This window comes from Holtiella tumoricola (assembly GCF_027857615.1).
Lineage (GTDB): Bacteria > Bacillota > Clostridia > Lachnospirales > Cellulosilyticaceae > Holtiella > Holtiella tumoricola.
In genome coordinates, this window is the sequence record NZ_JAQIFT010000073.1 from 1 (window position 1) to 19,228 (window position 19,228).

At 33.4% G+C, this 19,228-nt stretch carries 15 protein-coding genes, 2 tRNA genes and 1 rRNA gene; 3 read left to right on the forward strand and 15 right to left on the reverse strand.

Annotated elements, in window-relative coordinates:
- Window positions 1-638: 638 nt before the first annotated feature.
- From PBV87_RS21885 to PBV87_RS21925, 9 genes are all read right to left on the reverse strand, one after another.
- The gene (locus PBV87_RS21885; RefSeq protein ID WP_053982380.1) at window positions 639-1,244 is read right to left on the reverse strand and encodes a TetR/AcrR family transcriptional regulator; all 606 of its coding nucleotides are present in this window, start codon (window positions 1,242-1,244) and stop codon (window positions 639-641) included.
- A 14-nt stretch (window positions 1,245-1,258) separates the two neighbouring features.
- Entirely contained in the window at window positions 1,259-2,443 is a 1,185-nt protein-coding gene (locus PBV87_RS21890) for an ABC transporter permease (protein ID WP_271013754.1), read from the reverse strand.
- Complete coding sequence (locus PBV87_RS21895) at window positions 2,440-3,579, reverse strand: ABC transporter permease (protein WP_271013755.1); 1,140 nt, start codon at window positions 3,577-3,579, stop codon at window positions 2,440-2,442. Before PBV87_RS21895 ends, PBV87_RS21890 begins: the two co-directional genes overlap by 4 nt.
- Before the next feature lie 37 nt (window positions 3,580-3,616).
- Window positions 3,617-4,963, reverse strand: a complete 1,347-nt coding sequence (locus PBV87_RS21900) for an HlyD family secretion protein (RefSeq protein WP_053982377.1) — start codon at window positions 4,961-4,963, stop codon at window positions 3,617-3,619.
- A 14-nt stretch (window positions 4,964-4,977) separates the two neighbouring features.
- The gene (locus PBV87_RS21905) at window positions 4,978-6,615 is read right to left on the reverse strand and encodes a TolC family protein (RefSeq protein WP_271013756.1); all 1,638 of its coding nucleotides are present in this window, start codon (window positions 6,613-6,615) and stop codon (window positions 4,978-4,980) included.
- Between the two features lie 134 nt (window positions 6,616-6,749).
- Window positions 6,750-8,357: a DUF4091 domain-containing protein gene (locus PBV87_RS21910; RefSeq protein ID WP_271013757.1), complete on the reverse strand. Its 1,608-nt coding sequence runs from the start codon at window positions 8,355-8,357 to the stop codon at window positions 6,750-6,752.
- An 86-nt stretch (window positions 8,358-8,443) separates the two neighbouring features.
- The gene (locus PBV87_RS21915; protein ID WP_271013758.1) at window positions 8,444-10,057 is read right to left on the reverse strand and encodes an extracellular solute-binding protein; all 1,614 of its coding nucleotides are present in this window, start codon (window positions 10,055-10,057) and stop codon (window positions 8,444-8,446) included.
- A 25-nt stretch (window positions 10,058-10,082) separates the two neighbouring features.
- On the reverse strand, window positions 10,083-10,967 hold the full coding sequence (locus PBV87_RS21920) for a carbohydrate ABC transporter permease (RefSeq protein ID WP_271013759.1): 885 nt from the start codon (window positions 10,965-10,967) through the stop codon (window positions 10,083-10,085).
- A gap of 13 nt (window positions 10,968-10,980) precedes the next feature.
- Entirely contained in the window at window positions 10,981-11,946 is a 966-nt protein-coding gene (locus PBV87_RS21925; RefSeq protein WP_271013760.1) for an ABC transporter permease, read from the reverse strand.
- 210 nt (window positions 11,947-12,156) lie between these two features.
- On the opposite strand from PBV87_RS21925, the gene PBV87_RS21930 reads away from it, so the two are divergent.
- From PBV87_RS21930 to PBV87_RS21940, 3 genes are all read left to right on the forward strand, one after another.
- Entirely contained in the window at window positions 12,157-13,956 is a 1,800-nt protein-coding gene (locus PBV87_RS21930) for a sensor histidine kinase (RefSeq protein ID WP_271013761.1), read from the forward strand.
- The gene (locus PBV87_RS21935; RefSeq protein WP_271013762.1) at window positions 13,949-15,349 is read left to right on the forward strand and encodes a response regulator transcription factor; all 1,401 of its coding nucleotides are present in this window, start codon (window positions 13,949-13,951) and stop codon (window positions 15,347-15,349) included. Before PBV87_RS21930 ends, PBV87_RS21935 begins: the two co-directional genes overlap by 8 nt.
- A 76-nt stretch (window positions 15,350-15,425) precedes the next feature.
- A complete protein-coding gene (locus PBV87_RS21940) occupies window positions 15,426-16,868 on the forward strand; it encodes an FAD-dependent oxidoreductase (RefSeq protein ID WP_271013763.1) in 1,443 nt (480 codons plus the stop codon).
- A gap of 72 nt (window positions 16,869-16,940) precedes the next feature.
- On the opposite strand, the gene PBV87_RS21945 is transcribed toward PBV87_RS21940, so the two are convergent.
- The 6 genes from PBV87_RS21945 to rrf form a co-directional block, all read right to left on the reverse strand.
- Complete coding sequence (locus PBV87_RS21945) at window positions 16,941-17,606, reverse strand: hypothetical protein (protein ID WP_271013764.1); 666 nt, start codon at window positions 17,604-17,606, stop codon at window positions 16,941-16,943.
- The gene (locus PBV87_RS21950; RefSeq protein WP_053982368.1) at window positions 17,596-17,934 is read right to left on the reverse strand and encodes a PadR family transcriptional regulator; all 339 of its coding nucleotides are present in this window, start codon (window positions 17,932-17,934) and stop codon (window positions 17,596-17,598) included. Before PBV87_RS21950 ends, PBV87_RS21945 begins: the two co-directional genes overlap by 11 nt.
- Before the next feature lie 211 nt (window positions 17,935-18,145).
- Window positions 18,146-18,793 (reverse strand): SGNH/GDSL hydrolase family protein, encoded by a 648-nt coding sequence (locus tag PBV87_RS21955; protein WP_271013765.1) that lies wholly within the window; start codon window positions 18,791-18,793, stop codon window positions 18,146-18,148.
- 132 nt (window positions 18,794-18,925) lie between these two features.
- A tRNA-Met gene (locus PBV87_RS21960) sits at window positions 18,926-18,998 on the reverse strand.
- A gap of 8 nt (window positions 18,999-19,006) precedes the next feature.
- Window positions 19,007-19,080: transfer RNA gene (locus PBV87_RS21965), tRNA-Asp, on the reverse strand.
- Between the two features lie 9 nt (window positions 19,081-19,089).
- Window positions 19,090-19,207 (reverse strand): 5S ribosomal RNA (gene rrf, locus PBV87_RS21970).
- Between the last annotated feature and the right edge of the window lie 21 nt (window positions 19,208-19,228).

A 19,228-nucleotide genomic window follows, 5' to 3' on the forward strand; every position in this document is an offset into this window, starting at 1 on the left:
TGTGCGCTGCTGACTTGATTTATTATGCCTCATGAACAATCAGAAGTCAACACTATTTCTAGGATTTTTTTAGGTTTTTTTCCTTTTTTTATGTTATCCACCAACTATCTCCTTTATCCTCAACTTGCTCACATAATATCAACAGATTTATCCACATTTTACCTATTCCCCCTCTACTTTATCTACCTTTTCTCTCCTATTTTCTCTAAGACTTATAGCCCTCCCCCTATATACCTACCTAAAAACCTCAAAAAGTCTTCAAGAGTTTGCTCTTGAAGGTCTAATATTAAGCTTATATATCTATAGAAGCTTTTATCTCACTACTCTTTACTATTTTATACCTTCCATTTTATAAATGCCTTAGAACTTTTCTTCTTCGTTTACTACTATACAACATTTATTTTGATTCATATTATAAGTATTTACCACATTCATAATCATATAATTCTTCCCTCTATATTTTATATAGTAACTACTATCTTATCATTGCTAATATATATTTTCTTAATAATAGTAAGAAAGCCGTTCTTCTCTTCATAACTATTATGTAACTATGGTACTTTTATCACATACAAAAAGCCTTATAATAACTTAATGTTTCTAGTTATTATAAGGCTTTACGCTATAAGATCACTTCTTTATTCATTAAGTAGCTTTCTTACTGCTTCATTTAAAGATGGCTTAAACTCTTCTATTGGTAATGGAATGTCAAACAAAATGGCATTATAACAAGTAGATCCTACTAACTCGATTACTAAAAATAATGTGGTCCTCGGGTCTTTCAATTCTAAACCATCTTGTTTCACTCTTTCTTCAAATATCTCATAAATAGAACTAGTTGTATTTTCCCCTTGTTCTTTATCTGTATCTATATGAATATTTTGCAGTCCCATTCCTAATGATAAATTTTTGTAAATAAACCTTAGTAAGTCTTGGTTATTAGAAAACTCATCTATAATATACTCTATGATAATTAAGAGTTGCTCTGTAAAATTATCATACTGAACTGTTCTACTAAAATTGATTGCCTCTTCAAAAAGTTTGGCAGTCTTCTTTTTTCTTAGTTTGTCGATTAAATCATATTTATCTTTGAAGTATAGATAAAACGTCCCCTTTGCTACACCTGCTGCTTTTGCAATATCCTGTATTGTTGTTTCATGTATCCCCTTAGAAGTAAATAAATCAAAGGCCGTTTCAAAAAGTTGTTGTCTTTTCTTTTGCTGATTTTCCTTTATCTTTCCCATCTCTTCTGTTCCCTCTATAAGTTAAGATTTTCTTCATTTACTATCTGCACTGTTTCTTCACGCTTCTCATTCTTGTAAAAGCTTTTTTTAAAGCATTTTATACCTATAGGAAGCATGATTAAACTATATACTAATAATTCTACTACATTCTGACTAACAGTTGCAAATGGTAAACCTTTTATCATAACTTCATCAAAGGCCCTAGCATAATTCATCAGAGGCCATAAGATTTTTACAGGTATTGCAAGTAACAACGGCATTTGATCTACTGGCCATACATACCCACAAGTTAAGAAAGTAGGAAGTGATAGCATATAGGCTATTTGGGTAAATCTTGTTTTCTTCTTAGTAAGACTAAATAATATTAAAGTTGGGCCACTAATAGCAACTGCAAACAAGAAGCTTAATATTAACGCTACTATTACATTACCATTAAATATTAAATGAAACTTCTTGTGTAATAAAAATATTGTAAAACTCCCAGAAGCGATTAGGCAAACAGCTCCTACTGTCATTTTAGCTGCCACTTGTGTAAAAGTATCTTTTGTGGCTACTTCTTCTGGATTTCTTGATAGTAATGTTGCCATACTTGAAAGCATTAATTGTTGTAAGAATACTGCTATGATCCCATAGATTAAGTAATTCATATAGGTAAGTTTAGAATCATAAAGCATCCTTTCCTCAAATCCAAAAGGTACAGCTACGTTCATTGCCATTTTTGCTTCTAAAGACCCTTTGGCTTGTAATACTTGTATAGCTGCTCCTCCTGAAACCATTTGCACAATTTGTGCAGCTCCTGCATAAACGTTATTTCCTATAATAACATTAGTTCCATCTGTTAAGACCAGAACTTGAGATTGATTACCTAGTTTAATATTATTATTTAAATCAGGTGGAATGTAGAGGCCCATATAGACTTTTCTTTCATTAATAAGCTGCTCTAATTCCTCTCTACTTGATGCATAATAATCTACATTATAGCGTTCATTTTGATCAAAGTACTCTATAATCTGTCTACTTAGGCTACTATTATCTTCATCTAACACTGCTATGGGTACATCATTTACATATTCACTATAATATGCTCCTGTAAACCACATTCCCAAGAAAGGCATTCCTATAAAGAATAAAATAAGTAATCCTAGCTTTTTAGAGGTATAGTCTATTTCTTTTAGGAGGTTTTGCAAAAATGTTCTCATCTATTATCCGCCTCCCTTGGTTTTCTAAGTAGTTCAATATAAATACCTATCGTACCTAATATAAGCATCATGAGTACAAATAAGATTAGAAATCTTACATCCTTAGCCACATCCATCATAGTTCCTTTTAAGAATAAGTCTCTAATATTATCTCCATAATGGGTAAATGGAATAAACCAAGACCCCCACTTATAAGACGGGATCATGGAAAGAACAGGCCAGGTGTAACCTGCCATAATAGAATTAGGTATAAGGAGAAGTCCTAATATAGCCATACCTAAAACTCTATTATGAAACCAAGCTGAAACTGCTATAGCCAGTGAAGCTACTGCAAAGAGAAATAACACACTTAGTCCACATGCTACCCATATAGACCCCTTACAAGGGATCTTAAATAGATAGACCTGAGTAAGGATATTGATAATAATTGCTATACTTCCTATTACTCCATAAAAGCATACCTTCCCACAAATATAGCCGAGCTTACTTCGTCTCTTATTACACGCTCTAGGGAAGTTCACACAGACCACTGCCATAAGTCCTATTCCTAATTGGCATATGATTGTGCCATATCCTGGCGTCATAAAGTAATTAAAATTCTTAGTAGGATTATAAAGTGTTCTATTTTCAAAACTAATATGCATTGCCATTGTATAGGCTTCATCATAACTCTTACCCAGTCTTGCTTGTATTTGTTTAATAGATGCACCTACCCGAGTAGTGAGAAGAATTTCGCTTGCTTTTGCCTTCGTAATACTCGTCATACTCATATGACTCCCATCATATAGCATGAGTACATTGGGTGCTCGCAAGCTTGTGACATCACTTGAGAAATCTTTAGGTATAACCATCCCGACTCTTACCTTACTTGTATCTAGCAATTGTTCTAGTTCAACTTGATCATCTAGTTCATAAATAATATCAAAAGCATCATTGGTCCTAAAGTAATCTATAATCTGTCTGCTTAATTGAGATTCATCATAGTCCACAATAGCCATAGGTATATGATCTATAACTCCTTTGTTAAGTTCCCAACCTACAAGAAGATTGACACAGATAGGAATAATCAAACAGGCAATGATTAATAGCTTATCTGTTTTTAGCTTATGTATTTCTTCTTTAATACTCTCTATCATTTAATCACCACCTTCTAGACCTTTAGCATTGTAGACCTTATTCTTCCTCTGTAAATTGAAGATAAGCGCTCATACCAGGTCTTAGAATTTGATCTGGATTATCTAATTGTACTTTTACACCAAATGATACGATATCAAAATCGCCATTTTCGTTTGTTGCACGTTTCACTGCAAAGCTAGGCTGTGCATTAATGGTTGTTACTGTACCATTAAATGCTTGGTTCTGATAAGCAAGTACTTTAACAAGTACAGATTGCCCCTCTTTAACTTGAGCAAGCTCTGTCTCTTTAACACTTACTTGAACCCAAGTATCTTTTAAATTACTAACAATTCCTATTTGTGTTCCTGTAGATACAAGCTCACCCTCTTTAGAATTAAGTGTTGTTACTGTACCATCCATAGGTGCTTTAATAACTACTTCATTTAAATAAGCTTGCACCTCTGCCAATGCTCCTTTAGCTTGTTGAACTAAGCCTTCTTTCGCTTCTACACCTGCTGCTGCTTGTAATAAGAGTGCATTTGCAGAGTCGACGCCTGCCATAGCTTGAGTAAGTTGTGCACGTGAGGCAGTAACACCTGCTTCTGCTTGCCCTACTCTTGTTTTACTTGCTTCTACACCTGCTGCTGCTTGCTCACTTGTTGCTGTTGCTGCCAATTTATCCTCTGTTGTTGCACCTTCTTTTGCCATACTTAATGTTTCTTCTGCTACTTTAAGTTGAGCTGCTATCTCATCTAGTTTTTGCTTAGAAACTGCCCCCTTTTCTTCAAGTACAACAATACGGTCATATGAAGCTTTCATTAAATCATAAGCTGTTTGTGCTTTAGCAATTTCTTGTTCACGTGCTCCCTTTTCTGCTTTCTGTTTAACTGCAAGGGCTGCTTGATATTGTTTTTCAGATGCTTTTACACCGGCTTGTGCTTCATTTACTTTCCCTTCAGATGCACTGATGCCTGCTTGTGCTTGTTCTACAAGTCCCTTAGCTGCATCAACACCGGCTTTAGCTTGTTCATGTAACTCTTTAGCTGCTGTAAGTGCTGCCTCTGCCTGTGCTACCGCTGCCTCGGCTTGTTGTTTCTTCGCTTGTAGCTCATCACTTGATATCTCAATAAGCGGGTCTCCTTGCTTTACTTCTTGCCCTTCTTCAACATAGACTTTCTTGACTCTACCAGGTACTTTACTATTGATATTAATCTCTTTCGTTTCAATAACGCCTTGTGCCACAAGCCCATCTCGCTCATTAAACAATTTATCTACATTAATATTACTTGCACTTGTCGTACCATTAAATCCAAAATACATAACTACTAATACAAGTACTAATAAACCAGCTGTAATACTTATACTTCGTACCCTTTTTTGCTTAAATAACTCCTTTATACTCATGCTCATAACCTCCCCTATTTATATGGTAATACACCTATGTCATTTAAATATTTGAGTTTTGCTAAGTTATAACCATTAATGGCTTCTATTTGCTTCTCTTGTATGTTTGTAAGATTTTCTTCTGCTGCAATTACTTCAACTAATGTTCCTGATAAGTCTTCTAAGTTCATTTGTTTAAGTAATGCATTATCATATCCATATCCTACCTCATATTTCACTTTAGCAATTTCTACAGTTTCACTTGCACTTTGTACAAGCTCATTTGCCTTCTCAACTATCTTTTGCATAGACACCATTGTAGAATAGGAAGTTCTAATATCACTTTCTACCTGAAGCTTTGCTCCATCTAACTCTATCTTCGCCTTATCTTGTAAAAGCTTCACCTCTTTATATTGAGCATCTGTTGAACTATAGTTTGAAGCTGTTACAGCTTTCATTAAGTCTTCATAAAGCTTTGTTTGTGTTTCTCCCATTTTAATCTCAACTCTAGCCTTTAGACCACTTTCAATCCCTTGTTGTAAGTTATAAGTTTCTTTAAGATTTGGTTCAACCTCTGCTAGTTTAATTTCCTCGTCTAAATCCATATTAATATTTTTCTTTAAGTCGATTAAAGCTGCATTATAGTCCTTCAATTGAAGCTCTCTACTCATTAAAGTAGAGTCATAATAGGTTTTAGCAATAACTAAATCATCCTTTGATTTAGCACCTACATCATAGGCTGCTTGTGCCAGTTCATATTGCAAAGCACCTCTTTCTACAGCTTTATCCTTTACTTCAAGAAGTTTCTGTTGCTTTAATGCTTCAAAATAACTATTTGTAATAAGTAAAGCTGCTTGATTTTTAAAGATATTTTGAGCGTAGCTGGTTACTTCGTCTTGGGCTGTTGCCATTTTCACAATAAGTTCCCCTAAAGGTTTTGGATTAAGAGAAGATATTGTACTGGTTGAAAGCTTACTCGCTACATTAGCCATTGCAAACTGCAAGGCTGCTTCATACTGTGCCTTGCTTGATAAGTATTCTTGTGTGCTACTTTCTAGCTTTTTCTTACTGGCATCAAGCTTATTCATATTACTATCAATAACTGACTGTGCCCCTTGTATAACAACAGGTGTAATTTGATTCGCATAACCTTCGGCTACATTACTTGGTAATCCTAATCCTTCATAATAAGCTTGAATATGAGCATAAATATGTGTTCCGGCTGGGATAGTCGTATTTAAATTTAACTCTGGCTTTGAAATTGGAATATCTGTAGGGGCTATACCATTGTCTAATGCAGCTTGAGCTGAACGTAGTTGTGATTCTGAGCTATAGACCTGATCTCTTCCATCATCAATTAAATAGGTTGCACTCTTTAATGCATTTTCACTATCTTCTAACGTATCTCTAACAGTAGGTGCATTAGATGCAACAAGCTTAGCTAAATCTCCCTGATTCTTAACTTGTTGCAAGATCAAACTGTTGGTTAATCCTTTTTCGATTGCTTCATCTAACATCAGTACCCTTTTTTCTTTTTCTTTAGTAGTTTGTGAGGTTTCTTCTTTGGGAGAACTTACTGTTTCTAAGGCATCTACCTTAGAAGTCGTCGCATAGACTGTTGTACTGGTCATACTCATTGCTACCAGTAACCAAGCAATCATTCTCTTATTCATATTCGTTCCCTCTTTCAACACAAAATAAAAATGACCAACATTCACTTTTGTTATACATCAAAAATGAACATCGGTCAATATTTTAATTTGTACTATTTTAAATATTTTTATTTAATAAAATTATTGTTCTATTTTTAGTTTAATGCACATAGTAACCTTTCATACCATAATTCAAACTCATTTGTATTACTTAAATACTCTTGATTACTCTTGAAAACATGTGAAATAATTTCATTATATGCTACCATGTCCTTCTCTCTTAATAGATTTAGAAGTTCACAATCTTCTGCTCCTCTTCTTTGTGCTTCTAATCTCATAGAAATCCATGGTTCACCCTCTCCTGGATATACAATGAAAGCGTCTCCACAAGGAAAGTTGGTTCCTAGCCCTGTATCATTATGACAACTTGTTGTTTTAAAAGGATCCATGTCATATAAGTACATATTAAATCCCCAATGTAAAAATCCTGATAACTTATAGGCTGAACAACCCCAAAATAGTAATCTGTTTCGAATTAATTCAAAATCTAAAAATCTATTAAGGTATGCACCCCCTGGAGAACAGCATACATAGTTCCATACCTCTTCTCCATTATCAATCAGTTGATCAAATGCTTCTTTTTGGTTTTCATAGCTTGCAGATAATGGTACCCATATATCAATGCCACCTTTAAATCCTGAAGTAGCCACTGCTTCTATCACTTTTACGCCTGAAATATGCTTACGTAATTGACTCGCAATCATATAATATGTTTTCTTACGCTCTTCTATAACATTCGCATCACTTGTATGCACATCTGGTTCATCTGAAATATGGAAGATTACTCGCTCTCCCCATTTATTTTCTTCTAAGAATTTCTTGATTGCTTTTAGATATTTGTTCATTACCAAATAGCCTTCAGTACTCTCTAGAGATAGTGTATTGTCTAAAACAAAATTAAAGTCTTTACCTACATAGTGTGGGCTTCTTGTTGCAATGTATCCAAGCTCCATTGTTTGTAAACCTTCATCAAAAAAGATTTCAATAATAGGTTTAAGATAGGAGAAATCAAACTGCCAACTTTCTTTATCCTGAATACATCTTTCATCTATACTAATGAAGAAGTGTGTTTGTCTCATACGTTTCATAGCACGTGCATATTTTCGAATCATCTCAAGATGCTCAGTACTACCATAATTCACATTATGATATTTTGCCATATTTTCTAAGTGGAACCAATTTGTAATTTGAAGCTTTTCTTCTGGAATACTTACAGGATAGACTTTCATATTTACCTTGGTAGTATGTACCTCATTACCTACTTTTAACTGAATATCTGCTGCACAGGTTGTACCTACTCCCTTATTTGGTTGCAACGTGATATAAAATGCACATTTCCCTTCTTGTGATGGAATATGATGTCCTACTGGCTTTAAACAATCATAAACTTCAAAAGGCGCTTTTCTTGTACTATTTGCAGGTTTAGGTAATGTATAGTCTAACATTACAAATTGCCCACCTTGTGCCTCATCACTAATTGTGTTGTACTCTACAGGTATAGGAATCATCTGAAAAATTTCATACTCCACTGCCCCATTTATCGCTATCTCTAAAGATTGCTCACCACACTCTACGACAAATTGAATACCTCTTCTACTATTTTGCGCCATTGTTAAACTAACTTCTTGTTCTAACTGACATAACTCTACATCTGGATACACCCATTCTTCCTTATGTGTCATATATCCTTTAATTGTACTCATATTTTTTCCCTCTACTCTCTAAAAAATATATTGATTATATACTGATAAGCAAAAAGGGGCTGCACAGCGCCCCCTTTTCTATTTGCTTATTGCCATCCCTTTTCTTTTGCAACAGCATTTACTTCTTCTATCATTTTTGAAAGACCTTGTTGCTCATACTTATCAAGTAAATCTTGATACATTTTCTCTACTGGCTCAGATCCCATCATAATATTTAATAAGTCTTCAGCTGGCTTAATTACAAACTTATCTTTTAATGGTGTAGATAAATAAGTATATCTCATATCAAACTCTGGTAATGTACCCTCTTTAGCTGCTTCCTCATACTTATCTAATGCTAATTGTCTATACCCCTCTGGAGTACGTGCTGGTACACTTTCATCCCATACACTACGTGACCATTGTGCTAATGTATTAAATACTTGAGTAGATGGATATTTTTCAGTTATATCTTCTGTTTTTAATACAACTTTACCATCTACAATATCAAAATCTTCTCCTTCAATACCATAATCAATCAAATGACTGCCTTCGTCAGAGATAAGGTAATCATAAATTTGTAAGATACGATCTAATTTTTCATCATCTACCTTAGATGAAATATAAGATTCTGACCAAGATGTTCTAAATACTGAATAGTATTTGTTACCGTCTTTACTTGGTAATAATTTAAGTACTTTTACATCATCAAAAATATTGTGTCCCGGATAAATTTCTTCCCAGTATTTACCTGCGTAATCATAAAGTGTTTCTGGTCCACCTGCACGAAGAATTGCTGCTGATTGGCCTTGTAAAAATTTATCTTGAGCTTGTTGTAATTTAGTTAATGCAATATCTGGTTCAATAACACCTGAAGTATATAAATCTCTTGCTAATTGGAATGTAGAAACTGCATCCCCTATAAAATATGCTGGAATGTATTTGCCATCTTGCTCTACCCATTTATAGTCACTACCACTTCCATCAGACATAGCAAGTGGTAAACTATATGTGAATAAAAAGCCATCTAATAATGAGGTTGCTGTTGTTGTTAAACCTGCAATCTTCTTCCCTTCTGGATCTGCTTGGATAATTTTAGTCATCATATCACTAAATTCTTCCCAAGTTTCTGGTTCTTTCGTTACACCTGCTTTTTGAGCAAGGTCCCATCTATAAATAACTGTTCTATCGATTGCATTCCAAACATTATCTGGATAAGTCTTTCTTGGAATACAATAAAGTTGACCATCTATTTTCAATGCTTCAATATCATCAGCTTGTACATACTTATTTAAGTTCTCATACTTTGATAAGTCTTCTGGTAATCCTTTTACTACACCTTGTGAAATCCAATCATGATAGAATGATGTACCGATTGCATCGATTGAGAAAATATCTGGTAAACTTCCTGATGCAGCCCATAATTGAATCTTTTGGATATAGTCATCCCAAGTTATATTCATTGCTTCAAACTCTACATTAAATTTTTCTTCTAAGGTTTGTAGTACTTTATCGTTTGCCTTATTTGCAAGCCCTTTTTCTGCATCCCAATGTGCTACCGTAATCTTCATCTTTTTATCTGTAGCACCTTGTGTCGTAGATGTATTGCCCCCTTGAGTTGTACCAGTTGTTGCTTTATCTGCTGTTCCACACCCTGTTAATGCACTTGCTAGTATTAATTGCCCCATGATTACTGCGATCCACTTTTTAGAATTCTTCATACTTTCCCTCCTCAATAAATTTATATTACTCTTTAACAGAACCTACCATAACCCCTTTTACAAAGTGTTTTTGTACAAAAGGATATACACATAAAATAGGTAGGGTTGCTACCACAATTGTTGCCATTTGCACTGATTGCATATAAACTTTATTACCACTTCCAAGTATTGCTTGTGCCTGTGCTGCAAGCTGAGCATTAAAGTTGATCAATACCTCTCTTAAATACATTTGTAATGGCATAAGGCTCTTTTGATTAATATAAAGTAATGCATTCCACCATTCATTCCATCTTTCTACTGAATAGAACAATGCAAATGTAGCCATAAATGGAAGTGAGATTGGTAATATAACCTTTAATAAAATTGTAAATTCATTAGCCCCATCTATTTTAGCTGCTTCTATAAGACTAGGTGGTAAACTCATAAAATAGTTTTTCATAATAATCATATAGTAAGTACTAATCGCACATGGTAAAATCATTGACCAGACACTATTTACTAACCCATAATCTTTTACTACTAAATATGTAGGTACTAAACCACCATTAAATAACATTGTAAAAAGAACCAACCATAAAATAACCTTACGTCCGATTAAATCTTTCTTAGATAATACATAGGCACCACTTACTGATAGCAACATATTGACTGCTGTCCCTACAGCAGTAATAAAAACAGTTACCCCTAGTGCTTTATAAAAATAAATATCATCCATAATTGTTTTATACCCTGTCCAGTCGACTACATAAGGTAATAAATATGGTGTATGTTCTGCAATAGATTTAGTATTTGCAATAGACGTAATAAGCACATTATAAAAAGGGTATATCGTAATGATCGCTAATAATGTCAAGAATACTATTAGAATAACTTCAAATGGACTTATAGATTTCAATTTCTTGATTTTCATATACTCTCCCCCCTTAGAATAAGCCTTGTTCGCCATATTTTGTGACTACTTTATTCGCTGTTGTTAATAATACTACGCCTATAATAGACTTAAATAATCCCAATGCAGTCGTATATCCAAAGTTACCCCCAGTAACAAAAGATTTTCTAAATACATATGTATCTATTGTATCTGCTACCGAATATACAGGAGATGAATATAAGTTAAAGATTTGATCAAAGTTAGCACCATTTGTCATAATCTGTCCTATGGCTAATATGAACATAATCGCTACTGTGCTCCTAATCCCTGGCCAGGAAACATGCAACATTTTTTGCCATCTATTTGCCCCATCTATACTGGCTGCTTCATAAAGACCAGGATCAATACTTGCAAAAGCTGCAAGATAAATAATAGAATCCCACCCTAGTTCTTTCCAGATATTAGATATCCAGATAAAAGGTCTAAAGCTTGTAGTAGATACTAACGGTGCTATTGTATCCATTCCCATGGCACCTAGCATTTGATTTACGATCCCATTAGAAGCAAACATATTTGTTAATACCCCTGCCAATACAACCCATGAAATAAAGTGTGGGAAGGTAAATACTGTTTGATAAAACTTTTTAAGCTTTGGATTTTTAATTTCATTAAGTAAAATAGCTATAATAATAGGCACTGGAAAGTGGAAGAGCATTTTACCACCACTAAAAATAAGGGTATTCTTGAAGGCAATCCAGAAGTCTCTATCTTCAAACATAAGCCTAAAGTTTTCTAAGCCAATCCAAGGGCTATTCCATAATCCCATATCATATCTAAACTGTTTAAAAGCTAATACCAATCCTCCCATTGGTACATAGCAGAACATGATATACCATATAATAACTGGAATAATAATGACATAAAGTAACCTATCATTTTTTATCTTTTGCCATGTATTGTGTTTAATAAATGGCACTTTTTCTTTTTGTTTACTTCCCCCTATTTCTATAGTCCTCATATATTCCCTCCTCTTTACTTGATAATAAAATTTTACTATCAATTTCTCCAAAAAAAAATGTAATGAGTCTATAGCTTTATGCATTTTTTTTATTATGCATTTTCTTATATATAAAATCTTTAGGTCATCTATTAATTTTGCATATATTTTTTTATAAAATTATATTATAATTAGTTAATATAATTGCATTTTTACATATGGAGATAAACTATGTTTAAACTAAAAAAATACTCATTAAAAAAACAATTCATTGTACTGTCTATGTTTTTACTAACGACATGCCTTGTATTAACATCCTTTATTACATTAAGTATAAAGGAATTATTATTAGACAAACAAATTGCATATTCCACTTCTCGTGCTTTACGTTTTAAATCTGATATTGACTATCTTTATAAAAGGGTTTCTACTTTATATGAATTTATACAATTTGATCCAAATCTAGAATATTTACTCGCTGCTCCTTTTAGTGCTGATACGACCATCTATTTAAACAATCTAAATCGACTCTTCCTCTCTTTAAGTATTATGAATGATGATGTGGCTGATATCGCACTAATAGGTAATGACTTTGCATATTCAAACCTATTTGATGATGCTACCCTTAGAAGAGTTACTTCTAGCTATACGAACACTGCACAAATTAATAGCTTAGGAATTATGTCCTCTTCTTTTTTTAATGCAACAAGTATGCCTTATTTAGTATTTGCAAAAAGTATCTTTGGTTTTCATTCTTCTTCTTCTTACGGTAACTATTTAGGCAATTTAATTATATCTATAGATCCTTCTAAATTTGCTACTTCTTTACCTAGAGATACCTATGAAGAAACTACATATTTTATAATAGGAGATAATAATGGTAATATTTATCCATTTAATTGTACAGAAGCATTAGCTACACATATTATTACAACCTCTATCTCCAAAGATGCTTTTATACAAAGTACACTTACTAGTGATTTTATAGAATCTGAAAACAAAGATTTCCTTGTCTATACCTCTTTTATACCTGAGTTAAATTACTATCTTATTAGTGCTATTGATAAACATGCATTATCACTCCAGCTAAAAGATACACTATTTCTTACTTCTCTTATTATTGGATGTATTATTATCTTTATCTGGTTGAGTATAAAACTACTATTATCAAATTTCCTTACTCCAATCAATAATCTCTATAAGTTTGTCAAAAATATCGGAGAAGGAAATATGAAAAACTTAAAACAACCCATTTCTCTTGAAGGTAGCACGGAAATTGTAACACTCTCAAACGAATTTAATTTAATGATTTCAGAGATTACTTCTCTTAATAAACAGCTTTTTACTACAACCACAAGAATGTATGAGCTAGAACTTCAAAAAAATAAAGCTGAGCTTTTACATCTAAGGAGCCAAATTAATCCTCATTTTTTATACAATACTTTAGAATCCATTAGAGGACTAGCCCTAGAAAATAACTGTCCACAAATTGCTCAAATTGCTCTTGGTATGGGAAAAATCTTTCATTATAGTATTAAAGGTGCCAATAAAACCTTACTTTATGAAGAGGTCTCTGTTATAAAATCTTATATTGATATACAACTTATACGTTTTAATTCCAAATTTGATGTAATCTATAATATTATGCTTCCTACTGAAAATCTTACTGTTCCAAAAATGATTCTTCAACCGTTAATAGAAAATGCTATTTTTCATGGCCTAGAACCTAAATTAGAATCCGGTATCTTGTATATAGGAAGTCTTTTCCTAGATAATGGGTTACAAATTATAGTTCAAGATGATGGTATCGGCATTCCCGAAAATACTCTTGAACACCTAAAAGAATCACTCTCTTTACCAAGTAACCTAATTTCTTCTCCAACTTCTCATATTGGATTACTTAATGTTCATAATCGAATTCGCCTAGAGTATGGGGATGACTATGGATTATCTATCGAAAGTACTCAGGGTATCGGTACTAAAATTACCATTTTATTACCCATAATAAATCAAGGAGGTCACTATGCTTAATATAATACTTGTTGATGATGAAACCTTTATTATTAAATCAATGCTTAATTCTATCCCGTGGGAATCTCTTAATGTAAAAGTCGTAGGTACATTTTCAAATAGTATAGATGCATTAGAATTTATCAAAACCCATCCTGTTGACCTTATTATTACAGATATACGTATGCCAGGCCTTAGCGGCTTAGATTTATGTGATTATGTATTTAATCATTTTCCTCACATTCAGCTTATCATTATTAGTGGTTATGCTGATTTTACTTACGCTCAAAAAGCTATTAAATATAATGTATTAGGTTACTGTATTAAACCTTTAGATTATGGAGAAATTACAACTCTTTTGCGTAAAGGAATTATGAATACCTCTAAACTAAATCAGTCTAGCTATGATATTATTGATGCATTAGAAAATCAAGATTTAGATTTTTTAACTTCTTATTTCCAAGAAAAACATCTTAATTCCGAAAAAGTTCATATTATGGTCTCTATAGGAGCACTTCTTCCTTTATATAATATCGCTTCAAACTATGTAACTATTAAATTTGGAGCTAATAAATACATCTATTTATCTAATGAACCTTTCAATGAACTCTATCTGACCAATACTTTACTCAGTGACTCAAAAGTTAAAGGGATTGGATTATATCCAACACCAGTGACCCTTGAAACCTTTAAACAAACACTTCGCCAGACTATTATTATGGCTTATCAATTTTTCTTTTTTGAGGCACCTTATTTATGTACTACTATACCGAGTAACCATCACCACTTTATTACTGACCTTAAGAAAATACTGACAACAAGAAATTTACCTGATATTAAACTGGCACTTTCTAAAATTAACAACCCTAGTCAGTTTTCAAATTATAATATATATTTTGCTTTAAAAGTATGGAATTTATCTATAACCTATATTACTGATTATACACAATTAGATTTGGAGGACTATTATATTCATAACCTAGAAGAGCTTTATCAAAACTTCAATCACTTCTCTACTATGATTACAACACTTTCTGATATGCTCTTAGAAGAATCTATTCCTGTAGAATTACCATCTACTCATAACAATACTTTTATCTATATCTTGCAGTTTATTAATGGTAACTATATGAATAATATTTCTTTATCTGATATTGCCTCAAATTTTAATTTAAATCAAAGTTATATCAGCCAACTCTTCCGTAAAGAAACTGGCTCCACTTATACCGATTACATATGCCAACTTCGTATACAAAAAGCTAAACAACTTCTACTTAATAGCGATCTTTCTTTAAATGATATCAGTGAAAAAGTAGGCTATAACGATTACTTCTATTTCTTAAAAAGCTTCAAAAAGTATTCAGGCATTAGTCCTGGAAAATACCGTGCTATGGGTGGTGTCTGTTCAAATTAATATTCTTTATAAAAAATCATTTTATAGAGTGTTAATTTTATTCATTTTGTTAACCCTAAATACGAGGTGAATACGAATGCATTCAATTTGGAAACAAAATGTACAATTAACAAAACATCCCACGCTAAAGGGTGATCTTACAGTCGATGTAGCAATTATCGGCGGCGGGCTTGCAGGAACATTAATTGCTTATTTTTTACAGAAACAAGGTATTCAAGCTATTATTCTAGAGGCCGATACAGTTGCTAGTGGACAAACTAGTGGTACAACCGCTAAAGTTACTTCACAACATGGACTCATTTATCATCAACTTATTAAAGATTTTGGGAAAAATAAGGCTACTCAATATGCCCAGGCAAATCAACAAGCCATTACAAGCTATCGTGAAATTATCAAAGAACATGCTATCGAATGTGAATTTGAAGATTACCCAGCTCATATTTACTCCACACTTGATAGCAAATCACTTAAAGAAGAGGCGCTTGCAGCTCAAACTGTAGGTTTACCCGCTACTTTTGTAACAGATACTCAGCTTCCTTTCCCAGTTGAAGGAGCTGTCAAACTGGATAGGCAAGCTCAATTTCATCCCCTAAAATTTATTGAAGCTATCTCAAAAAACTTAACGATTTATGAGCATACAAAAGTTAATAATGTAGAGGGTCAACGTATCTTTACAGATAGAGGAACTGTAACTGCCAAAGATATTGTTTTTGCCTGCCACTATCCTTTTATGAATAAACCTGGCTACTATTTTTTACGTATGCATCAAGAACGTAGCTACGTTATTGCTTTAAAAAATGCCTGTAAATTAGATGGTACTTATCTCGGTATTGATCCAAATGGATTATCTTTTAGAAATAGTGGTGACCTCCTATTACTAGGAGGTGGCAATCATCGTACAGGTGAAAACTCCAAAGGTGGTCAATATAACTTCTTAAGGGGAAAAGCAAAGGAATTCTGGCCACAGTCTCAAGAAGTTACTCATTGGTCTGCTCAAGATTGTATGCCTTTAGATGGTGTACCCTATATTGGACAGTTCTCTCATTCTACACCACATTGGTATGTAGCAACCGGTTTTGGCAAGTGGGGAATGACTAGTTCTATGGTGTCTGCTCATATTATTAGCGATGCTATTTTAGGTAAAGTTAATGATTATGCCGAAGTATTTTCTCCTCTTCGTATATCTATCGCCGAATCTGCCAAAGCGTCTCTAGATGAAACAACTCATGCTGTCAAATCCCTTTCAAGACAATTATTCACTAAACCCAATACTGAAATTGAAGCTCTTCCTGTAGGGCATGGTGGTGTTGTTGAATATGAAGGTGATAAAGTCGGAGTCTATAAATCACCATCAGGTGAAACCTTTATAGTTTCTACGCGCTGCCCTCATCTTGGTTGTCAACTGGAATGGAATCCTGATGAACTCAGCTGGGATTGCCCTTGTCATGGTTCTCGCTTTGACTATACAGGTAAGCTCATTAATAATCCTGCTCAAGAAGATCTTCCAAGTAATAAGTAACATACTAAAAACACTAAGCAAAATGCCCTCTGTCAAATAGACAAAGGGCATTTTATACTATAAAAATTATCATTAATCTCTCCAGTGATAATTTTTTGCAATATAGTTGATATAAGAATCATAAATAAATTTTAATACAACTCCTCCTACAATCACGATACCTAATACAAGTCCTCTACTTACTTCTACAACTACACCTGGTAATAAATAGTCCTCTAAAAATAAGCATATGAATAGCGATACACAAAATATAATCATAGGAATATACTTTTTAAAGCCTTCTTCATAACTGTATCTTTCACCAATAAAAATATCTATAATCACACAAAATAATGCCCATAATGGTGCAAATATTAAAAGATAACTATCGAATGTAACCTTTCCATACACATCAAAGAGTAATACAGACGCTATTAAAGCAATGCCATAGTACATTATTCCACGTAATATACTCATTAATAGTACTTCGCTTACTAGTGTTTTTTTGCTATTTTCTATGATATCATCACAAAACTCTTTTTCATCTTTTCCTATTACGGTCTGTAAAGACTCTCCATCTTGCATTGCTCCTAATGCCATACCAATAAGCTCTTTACGTGTTACTTCTACATCAAAAGCACCTATTCTCCTTGAACTCATATATTGAGACATACGCCTAATCATATCTCTGTCTTCTTCTGGTATAAATTCTGTTCTTAATTTATTTTCCTTCTTCAATAATGCTAATTCATTTTTCATATAAATCCCCATCCTTTAATAACTGATTTACAATATATGAAACTTCATTCCAAGCTTCCTGAAATTCTTCTAATAATACTTGCCCTTCTTCAGTTAATTGATAGTACTTACGGCTAGGTCCTAAAGGCGATGCCTTAAACTTCGAGCATACAACACCCTTTTTCTCTAGTCTTACTAATAAAGGATAAATCGTTCCTTCTTTAACTTCCTTAAAACCAGCCTCTTGTAGTTTAGATACAATCTCATATCCATAGGTTTCTTCCTTACAAATAATTTTCAAGATACATCCTTCTAACGTTCCTTTTCTCAGCTGTGTCTGATCGTACATTTTTTCACCCCTTACTACTATGCAATACCTACTAGTTAACTATATTGTATCACCAAGTAGCTATAAGTCAATATCATTTACAGAATATTTCTTAATACCATTTTGATAAATTATTAAAAACATAAAAATAAGCCATAGACTATTACTAGATAGCTATGGCTTATTCTTATCATGATTTTTTATTTAATCTTTAGATATGTAATAGCTTATACTACGCTTCAATAATATCTAAAATCTGTTTAGCAATAAGTGTATGTCCTATTGTATTGGGGTGAATACGATCCCATCCAAAATACATTGGATGTACATGTTCTAATACCCCATCAAAAGTAGCTTGTAAATCTATAAAGAATAATCCATACTCCTCTGCTATTTTTTTGCAGATTGCTCCATATGCATCCATTTCTTGTCTCATAGCATCTTGCTTATTACTTTCAATAAAATAAGGACCCATAAGAATAATATTATTTGTAGTAGATAGTGTTTTTTCTATAACAGTGCGTAGATGACTTTCATACAGTTCTCTCTTACCATGTGTCTCTACCATATTAGCTGAATCAAATATACGCCATACATCATTGATACCAATTAATATACTTACCCATTCTGGCTTGTAAGCAAGTACATCCTCTTCCCACCTTGGTAATAAATCACCTGATTGCTCTCCAGAATTCCCTTTATTGATTACTCTAATTCCGTATTCTGGATAAAATGCACCTAAATGGTTTCTAACTAAATTAACATAACCCTGTCCCCATCCATTACCTCCACTAATATCTTCACCTTCAGGTCTCTTTCTTCCACAATCTGTTACTGAATCTCCAATCATAATAAATGTACTATGTTTTGTTATTAGCATGCTCTGAATCTCCCTTATGTTTAAATTCAATATTCATACCTATAAATTGTACCATAGTATTATATTTTTAAAATAAATCTTTTTATTTTTACGCACAAAAAAAGTCCTAGATAAACTCTAGAACTTTGTGAATTGCGGAGTCAGGACTTGAACCTGAGACCTTCGGGTTATGAGCCCGACGAGCTGCCAACTGCTCCACTCCGCGATATTAAACGACCCAGAAGGGACTCGAACCCTCGACCTCCGCCGTGACAGGGCGGCGTGCTAACCAACTGTACCACTGGGCCATATTAAAAATTTGGCAGCCACCTACTCTCCCGGTCCGTCTCCAGACAAGTACCATCGGCCGACTAGGTCTTAACCTACGTGTTCGGTATGGGAACGGGTGTGTCCCCTAGTCGCATCGCCACCAAAAATATTTGAGTATTTAATTCT

Bases quoted from the DNA above. Each gene is read 5' to 3' on its own strand.
- PBV87_RS21895 (WP_271013755.1), bottom strand. From the start codon at position 3,579: ATGATAGAGAGTATTAAAGAAGAAATACATAAGCTAAAAACAGATAAG.
- PBV87_RS21925 (WP_271013760.1), bottom strand. From the start codon at position 11,946: ATGAGGACTATAGAAATAGGGGGAAGTAAACAAAAAGAAAAAGTGCCA.
- PBV87_RS21955 (WP_271013765.1), bottom strand. From the start codon at position 18,793: ATGCTAATAACAAAACATAGTACATTTATTATGATTGGAGATTCAGTA.
- PBV87_RS21945 (WP_271013764.1), bottom strand. From the start codon at position 17,606: ATGAAAAATGAATTAGCATTATTGAAGAAGGAAAATAAATTAAGAACA.
- PBV87_RS21890 (WP_271013754.1), bottom strand. From the start codon at position 2,443: ATGAGAACATTTTTGCAAAACCTCCTAAAAGAAATAGACTATACCTCT.
- PBV87_RS21935 (WP_271013762.1), top strand. From the start codon at position 13,949: ATGCTTAATATAATACTTGTTGATGATGAAACCTTTATTATTAAATCA.
- PBV87_RS21920 (WP_271013759.1), bottom strand. From the start codon at position 10,967: ATGAAAATCAAGAAATTGAAATCTATAAGTCCATTTGAAGTTATTCTA.
- PBV87_RS21915 (WP_271013758.1), bottom strand. From the start codon at position 10,057: ATGAAGAATTCTAAAAAGTGGATCGCAGTAATCATGGGGCAATTAATA.
- PBV87_RS21885 (WP_053982380.1), bottom strand. From the start codon at position 1,244: ATGGGAAAGATAAAGGAAAATCAGCAAAAGAAAAGACAACAACTTTTT.
- PBV87_RS21930 (WP_271013761.1), top strand. From the start codon at position 12,157: ATGTTTAAACTAAAAAAATACTCATTAAAAAAACAATTCATTGTACTG.
- PBV87_RS21950 (WP_053982368.1), bottom strand. From the start codon at position 17,934: ATGTACGATCAGACACAGCTGAGAAAAGGAACGTTAGAAGGATGTATC.
- PBV87_RS21905 (WP_271013756.1), bottom strand. From the start codon at position 6,615: ATGAATAAGAGAATGATTGCTTGGTTACTGGTAGCAATGAGTATGACC.
- PBV87_RS21940 (WP_271013763.1), top strand. From the start codon at position 15,426: ATGCATTCAATTTGGAAACAAAATGTACAATTAACAAAACATCCCACG.
- PBV87_RS21900 (WP_053982377.1), bottom strand. From the start codon at position 4,963: ATGAGTATAAAGGAGTTATTTAAGCAAAAAAGGGTACGAAGTATAAGT.
- PBV87_RS21910 (WP_271013757.1), bottom strand. From the start codon at position 8,357: ATGAGTACAATTAAAGGATATATGACACATAAGGAAGAATGGGTGTAT.